Origin of the sequence: Mesorhizobium sp. M8A.F.Ca.ET.021.01.1.1 (genome assembly GCF_003998025.1) — a bacterium.
Classification (GTDB): domain Bacteria; phylum Pseudomonadota; class Alphaproteobacteria; order Rhizobiales; family Rhizobiaceae; genus Mesorhizobium.
The window spans coordinates 1-6789 of the sequence record NZ_RZSJ01000323.1 but is presented as its reverse complement, the minus strand read 5'-3'; the positions used below and the strand labels follow the sequence as shown (position 1 = coordinate 6789).

Genomic DNA, 6789 nt, shown 5'->3' with positions numbered 1-6789 from the left:
GTGGCGACCACCGCGCCGCGCTCGTTGTCGGCCAGGTTCATCTGCTGGCGGATGTCGGGCGTGATGTCCATCAGGCCGAGGCCGATGGCCGGCGCGCGGGAGCCCTGTTCTGTCCCCGGCGCGCTGGAATCGCCGGTGGATGCCGTTTTCACATCGTCGCTGTTGCGGCCGACATCGACGGAAATCCGCATGGCCTTGCCCTTGCGCCAGACATCCAGTGTCTTCCTGGCACCCGGCGCGACGTCGGCGACAGCCCGCGACAGATCCTTGGGATCCTTGACGTCCTGTCCGGCGAAGCTGGTTATGACATCGCCGGTCTCGACACCGGCCTTGGCCGCGGGCGAGCCGTCATTGACCTGCGAGACCAAGGCGCCGGCGGGATGATCGAGCCCGATGGCGCTGGCCACGTCCGGGGTGACCGGCTGGATCTCGACGCCGAGATAGCCGTATTCGATGTCGCCACCCTTCATCAGCTTGGCAACCACCTTCTCTGCTTGGTCCGACGGAATGGCGAAGCCGACACCGACGCTGCCGCCATTCGGCGAATAGATCGCCGTGTTGATGCCGACGACATTGCCGCTGACATCCACCAGCGGGCCGCCGGAATTGCCGTGATTGATCGGCGCGTCGATTTGAATGAAATCGTCGAACGGCCCGCTGTGCAGGTCACGGCCACGCGCCGAGACAATGCCGGCCGTGACCGTGGTGCCGATGCCGAACGGATTGCCGATCGCCAACACCTGGTCGCCTGTCATGAGCTTGTCGGAGTCGCCCCATTTCACGGTCGGCAGCGACTTGCCGGCCTTGATCTTCAGCACCGCGAGATCGTTCTTGGCGTCGTGACCGACCAGCTTGGCCGGAAGCTCCGTGCCGTCGTCGAGCGTGACCTTGATCGAGGAGGCGCCGTCGACGACGTGGTTGTTGGTGACGATGGTGCCGTCGGCGCTGACGATGAAGCCCGAACCGAGCGCCTCGGCGCGCTGCGACTGCTGTTGCTGCGGAGGCGTCTTTGGACCAGGCATGCCCTGATCGCCGAAGAACTGGCGGAAATAGTCGTCGAAGGGCGAATTGCCGCCAAAGGGCGAACTCTCAGGCGAACCTTCGCTCATGGCATCCGGTTGCGCCTTCATGACTGTCGTGACCGTGACGACAGCGGGCTTGGTCGAAGCCACGATGGGCGCGAACGATCCGTTCGGAGCCGTTATCCCTGCGACAGGGGTCTGCGTCGTCGCAGCGACGTTGCTCAAGCCGCCATTGCCGGCATTTTGAGCGAGGGAGACGACGGCGGGGGAGATGATCAGCGCGGCGCCCAGCAGGGCGGCGACGCGATGCCTACGAAGAATACCAAGAGGTGACATGGTCGTTCTGTCCGGGCGAGGGTTGATCCGGCGCCTCGGGCGGCTCTTGGGAGAAGGCGCCCGTCAGCGTGTCGACGGCCGGGATGGCCTGTCTCGCCGTACATGGCGGCCGGCCGGATCGACACGAGGTATCTAGGGTGCCGAATGGCCCGAATTAGGGTTTTTGCCCGACCTTACGAAGATTTAATTCAGAGCGCGCTTACGGATCGCAGATAGGCCGACGCGATTTCACGCATGCGCTTGCCGTCGAAACTCGGGCCGTGGCCGCCATGGCCGATGCGGATCGGCAGGTCGAGCAGGCGCCGCATCGTGCTGGCATAAGCGCCCCTGTCGGAATCCGGCAGATCGTCGATCAGCGTGTCGTCATAGATGGCGTCGCCACTAAAGAACAGGCCATCGGCCTCGTCGAAAAGCGCGATCGAATCCGGCGAGTGGCCGGGAAGGTGCAGCACGCGAAATTGCCGGTCGCCGAGGTCGACCACGTCGCCCTCGTCAAGGGTCCGCGTCAGCGGCGCCGATGGGATCTTGTAATCCGCCGACTTCCAACCCGGCTCGGGCAGCTTCGAAACCGCGCCCTCGAGATCGTGAAACATGTAGGCGTAGGTCGCGGCCTCATCCATGCTCTCGAATTGCGCCGCGCTCATCCTTGGCCCGGCCCGCAGCGGAAATTCGTGCAGCGAGCCGACATGGTCGAGGTGGATATGGGTGGCGACGACCAGAAGCGGCTTGCCTGCGGGCGTCTCTATCTGCGGCGCCAGTGGACAGATGCCCATGCCGGTGTCGACCAGAAGGTCGGCGTCGCGACCGGTGAAATGCCAGATGTTGGCGCGCACATAGTCGTGCACGAACGGCTCGGTCAGCATCATCGTCCTGTCGTCGACGATGCGCTTGCTGAACCAGTTTTCCATCAGGCGGGACCGGGCATTAATTCCAAGCCCAAGATCAGACGAACGGTTTTCCGACCTTGTATTTTTCCGGCACCAGCCGCTTGAGATAGGCCATGCCGGTCTCGGACAGTTGGTTGGCGTCGGACTTCATGAAATCGTCGGGCATGTGCCGGGTCTTGCCGGCGACGTTCTTCAGCGGCACCTTCTTCAGCACTATTTTGCTGCCATCATACTGCAGCGCGACCGAGCCGCCGCCCTGTTCGGCGACGCCGACGGCGAAGGCGCCGGCATCGAAGGCCTCCTGCGCGTCGACCGCGCTGATGGCGCCGACATAGCCGCGCGGCATGTAGCCGAGTGCGTCGACGCGGGCGCGCTTGCCCGGCAGCCCTTCGGCCAATGCCCGTTCGAGCGCCGCAGGCAGGTCGCTGCCCGACAATTTGACGTTGCCGTGCTGGTCGCGTTCGAGCTTGTCCGCCGGCACCAGGCTTTCGACCAGCGCCTTGCCGTCGGCGGTGCTGACGCCTTCCGACACGGCGACGATACAGCGCTTGTGGCGGTCGAGCGTGGCGCGCACGTCCTCGATGAAGCCTGCGGCGGAGAACGGCCGCTCCGGCACGTAGACGAGATGCGGGCCGCTGTCGGGGTCGAGCTGCCAGGCCGCGGCGGCCGCGGTCAGGAAGCCGGCATGCCGGCCCATGACGATGCCGACATAGATGCCGGGCAGCGCGCGAAAATCGAGGTCGACCGACAGGAAGGCGCCGGCGACGAATTCGGCCGCCGAGATGAAGCCCGGCGTATGGTCGTTTTCCTCGAGATCGTTGTCGATGGTTTTCGGCGCATGGACGAAAGCGATCTTGCCGCCGGCGGCATCGGTCAGGATCTGCTGCGTGCCCGAGGTGTCGTTGCCGCCAATGTAGATGAAGGCGTCGGCGCCCGCCTTCTGCAGGCCCTTCAGGATGACCTCGCAATAGGCAGCATCCGGCTTGTCGCGCGTCGAGCCCAGTGCCGCGCTCGGCGTTCCGGCAATCAGCCGCAGCCGGTCCTCGGGAATGGCCGAAAGGTCGACATAGTTGCCGTCACGAATGCCGCGCACGCCGTGGATCGAGCCCAGCACCTTGGCGCCGGGATGTCGCTTGCGGATCTCCAGAGTGGCGCCCACCACCGTCTGGTTGATGACGGCGGTAGGACCGCCGCCCTGCGCGATAACAAAAGTTCCGGCCATTCCTGACGTCTCCCGAGGTTTTCAAGGCACCTTGGCCTGTCTTCTCGCCTCGCGCAACGGAAGAGTCTGGCGGCCGCAAAACGTGGCCACGATCACATGACGACGACGGGGTTTTTCTTCGATACCCGGCTGTAGAGGTCGATGATGTCCTGGTTGATCAGGCGCACGCAGCCCGACGACATCGCCTGGCCGATGCTCCACCATTCGGGCGAGCCGTGGATGCGGTAGCCGGTGTCCTTGCCATCCTGGTAGATGTAGAGCGCGCGGGCGCCAAGCGGATTGGTGAGGCCGCCGGGCTGGCCGCCCTGCCACTTCACCAGTTCCGGCTTGCGCTGGATCATTTCGGGCGGCGGCGTCCAGGTCGGCCATTCGCGGCCGTACTGGATGTTGGCCCGGCCGGACCAGCGGAACCCGTCCTTGCCGATGCCGACGCCGTAGCGGATGGCGTCGCCACCCGGCTGGACGAGATAGAGCATGCGCTCCTTGAGATGCACGACAATCGTGCCGGGCGCCTCGCCTGTCGTGTCGACGACGATCTGGCGGCGGAATTCCGGCTTCACCTTGAGATAGGGCACCTCGGGCACGTTGAAGCCGTTGTCGGTCAGCGCGGCATACATGACGTCGGCGCTGGTGATGTTCTTGTCGACGCTGATCGAGGGCCGGATCGGCACCGACCCGGTGACCGTATCGTCGAGCTGGAGCGCCGGCAGGCCGCCGCCACCCGAAGTCGAGCAGCCGGCGACGCCGAGCAGCGCCAAGGCGCCCGCCCCGGACAGGACGGCGCGGCGGGAGAGGAGAAGATCGGTTTCGATTGCGTCGCCGTTTCGCGGCGGCGTCGGACCTTGCGGCAACTCACGCATATACCCAAACCCTACGCTGTCGGCGGGAAGCACGGTCCGGCCGGATAGCGGGCATTTTCATCATTCATGGTTGATAAAGCGTGAATGCCTTGCGCTGCTTGCGTTTGCGCATTGCCGGAAACGCCGTTCCGCCCTCCCGGCGACCGTCATCCAGTGTCAGGCACAAAATCACCCCTGTCAGGTCACAATCCCGGCGCTGGTGTTTCCTACCTCTCCCGATGATCAGCGAGGGGCCTCCATGTGCAAGACGTTAAAAACCGACATCAAGCTTTTTGCCGCTGCCATTGTCGCGGCCGCCACGGTTCTCGGTGCCAATGTCAGCCTGGCCGATATCGTGAGCACGCTGGGCGGCGCGAACTGACACCGGGCTGCCGCTGGCGCAATTGATGTCGTAGTCCATAAGGTCGTACCGGTTGCCCGACCGGAATGCGCAAAAAACAAAGATTCGGCCCTTTACATTTTTCGGGACCCAAGGATTTATCCTCTTCTTTGAGCTCAAAGGAGACGAGCATGTCCTTCGAAAACTGGGCCGCCTTCGCTGCCGCGTCGACCATCCTCCTTGTGATCCCGGGTCCGACCATCCTTCTGGTCGTGTCCTATGCGCTGGGCCAGGGCTGGCGCACCGCTTTGCCGATGGCCGTCGGCGTGGCGCTCGGCGACTTCACCGCCATGACCTTGTCGATGCTGGGCATCGGCGCGCTGCTGGCGGCTTCCGCTGGTGTTTTCACCATCCTGAAGCTGATCGGCGCCGGCTATCTGATCTATCTCGGCGTGAAACTGTTCCGCGCCGGCGGCACGCTGAGGGCCGAACCGCGCACCGACGCGGTGTCGTCGGCCAAGATGATGGCGCATGCCTGGCTGGTCACCGCGCTCAACCCGAAGAGCATCACCTTCTTCGTTGCGTTCCTGCCGCAGTTTCTCGACCGGCATGCCAGTTTCTGGACGCAGATGCTGGTTTTCGAGACGACCTTCCTGGCGCTCGCCTTCGCCAACGCCTTCGGTTACGCGCTGATCGCGGCACGCGCCCGCAACGTGGTGCGCAATCCCAGGGCGATCCGCATCTTCAACCGCACCGGCGGCACGCTGCTGGTCGGCGCCGGCATCGCCACGGTGGCGATGCGGTCCGGCAATTGAGAAAGCAGGCGCGGCCAAGGCGTGTTGAGATTCAGGTCAGGCTGGCACTAGCTGAACATCAGCACAGCTTGCTTCACCATTTGACGCTGAAGCCCAGATTGCCCTCGAGGATGCGGCGTTTGTCGCCGTCAAGGTTGGTGGTGTAATCGCCGGTGGCGAAGATGCTGACCTTGTCCGTCACCTTGGCGACGATACCGCCGCCGAACTCGAACGAGGTCGACCTGCCCTCGGTCGAGATGTCGGTGGTGTCGAAGCTGACACGGTCGGTGCCGCCGAAATCATGCCAGATATTGGCCTTGAGATAGGGCTGCAGCGCTATGCCGTTGACAGAAGCCTCGCCCTGCAACCGAGCGCCCAGCCGGCCGGTGACGCTGCCGTCGCTATCGAATGAGACCGACGAGAAACGGTCCTTGGTATCGTCGAGCGACAGATGCTGCCAGATCAGTTGCGCCTGTGGTTCCAGCGTCCAGCCCTGCGCCAGCGCCATGGGATAGCCGCCCTCCAGCGAGGCGGTGACACCTGTTCCGCCAATGTCGATGCCAACGTCGCGCGACGACGTCGCGTCGCCGCCGAAGAAGGTGGCCATGAGCACCCCGTCGAGGTACCAGCCGCCCTGGCCGATGCGGGTCCAGTAGCCGCCGACGCTGGTGCCGCTGACATCGAGCCCGCCCACGGACAGATCATTCTGCCCCAGAGCCTGGCCGCGCACGTCACCCTTCATGCTGGCATAGGCGACGAAGAGGCCGGCGCGATCGAAGCCGCCCGAAGCGGTTTCGCGGCCGAAGACGTCGAAGCCCGCCTGCAGGCCGAACAAGGTGCCGTCGAAAGACGACGACACCGTTCCCGACCAGCCCATTTTGGCGTCCTGGCCGTAGATGCGGCCCCAGACAGGCGACAGCTCGGCGTTCGACAACAGACTCTGTTCGCCGCGCCGCTCGTGGAAGGTGCCGAGCGTCGTCATCGCAAGGTGCTCGGCCACCGGCGGCAAGGCCGAATAGGTGGGCACCTCGATGCGGTAGAGCAGGATCGTCTCGCCGGCAGCCGGCGTCGGCAGGTCCGGAACGGCGGTCGGCACCACCGGTGGTGGCGGTGGTGGATCAGCCGGCGGCGCTGGCGGCGGTGGCGGCGGCGCCTCGGGTTCGGGGTCGCTCGCCTGCACCGGCGGTGTCGAATCGACCGGCGGATTGTTGATGTCGCCATCGGTCGGCACCGGCACCGGCGGCAACTCGGACGGCGGCGGCGGCGGCTCGGACGGCGGCGGCTCCGGCTCTGGTTGCTGCGTCGGTTCGAGCGCCGACGGCCCGGCGGCCGGTGTTGCCGGTGTGTTC

The 6789-nt window shown here is 65.1% G+C and carries 7 protein-coding genes; 1 reads left to right on the top strand and 6 read right to left on the bottom strand.

The window, feature by feature from the left end; genetic code table 11:
* The 5 genes from EOA36_RS22445 to EOA36_RS37370 all read right to left on the bottom strand — a co-directional run.
* Positions 1-1358 (bottom strand): DegQ family serine endoprotease (locus EOA36_RS22445; protein WP_145969258.1); only part of this gene is annotated, 1358 nt, incomplete at its 3' end.
* A gap of 188 nt (positions 1359-1546) precedes the next feature.
* Entirely contained in the window at positions 1547-2266 is a 720-nt protein-coding gene (locus EOA36_RS22440; RefSeq protein ID WP_127279475.1) for an MBL fold metallo-hydrolase, read from the bottom strand.
* Between the two features lie 34 nt (positions 2267-2300).
* Positions 2301-3467 (bottom strand): diphosphate--fructose-6-phosphate 1-phosphotransferase, encoded by a 1167-nt coding sequence (locus tag EOA36_RS22435; RefSeq protein ID WP_127279474.1) that lies wholly within the window; start codon positions 3465-3467, stop codon positions 2301-2303.
* Between the two features lie 92 nt (positions 3468-3559).
* Entirely contained in the window at positions 3560-4327 is a 768-nt protein-coding gene (locus tag EOA36_RS22430) for a L,D-transpeptidase (protein ID WP_127279473.1), read from the bottom strand.
* 250 nt (positions 4328-4577) lie between these two features.
* Positions 4578-4727, bottom strand: coding sequence for a hypothetical protein (locus tag EOA36_RS37370; protein ID WP_167531394.1), 150 nt, complete (start codon positions 4725-4727; stop codon positions 4578-4580).
* A 110-nt stretch (positions 4728-4837) separates the two neighbouring features.
* Between EOA36_RS37370 and EOA36_RS22420 the strand changes: the two genes are divergently transcribed.
* Positions 4838-5461, top strand: a complete 624-nt coding sequence (locus EOA36_RS22420) for a LysE family translocator (protein ID WP_127279471.1) — start codon at positions 4838-4840, stop codon at positions 5459-5461.
* Between the two features lie 73 nt (positions 5462-5534).
* On the opposite strand, the gene EOA36_RS22415 is transcribed toward EOA36_RS22420, so the two are convergent.
* Positions 5535-6789 (bottom strand): autotransporter outer membrane beta-barrel domain-containing protein (locus EOA36_RS22415; protein WP_127279470.1); only part of this gene is annotated, 1255 nt, incomplete at its 5' end.

Excerpts from the sequence above, each read along its gene's own strand:
- EOA36_RS22435 (WP_127279474.1), bottom strand. The coding sequence starts at position 3,467 with ATGGCCGGAACTTTTGTTATCGCGCAGGGCGGCGGTCCTACCGCCGTC.
- EOA36_RS22440 (WP_127279475.1), bottom strand. The coding sequence starts at position 2,266 with ATGGAAAACTGGTTCAGCAAGCGCATCGTCGACGACAGGACGATGATG.
- EOA36_RS37370 (WP_167531394.1), bottom strand. The coding sequence starts at position 4,727 with ATGGACTACGACATCAATTGCGCCAGCGGCAGCCCGGTGTCAGTTCGC.
- EOA36_RS22420 (WP_127279471.1), top strand. The coding sequence starts at position 4,838 with ATGTCCTTCGAAAACTGGGCCGCCTTCGCTGCCGCGTCGACCATCCTC.
- EOA36_RS22430 (WP_127279473.1), bottom strand. The coding sequence starts at position 4,327 with ATGCGTGAGTTGCCGCAAGGTCCGACGCCGCCGCGAAACGGCGACGCA.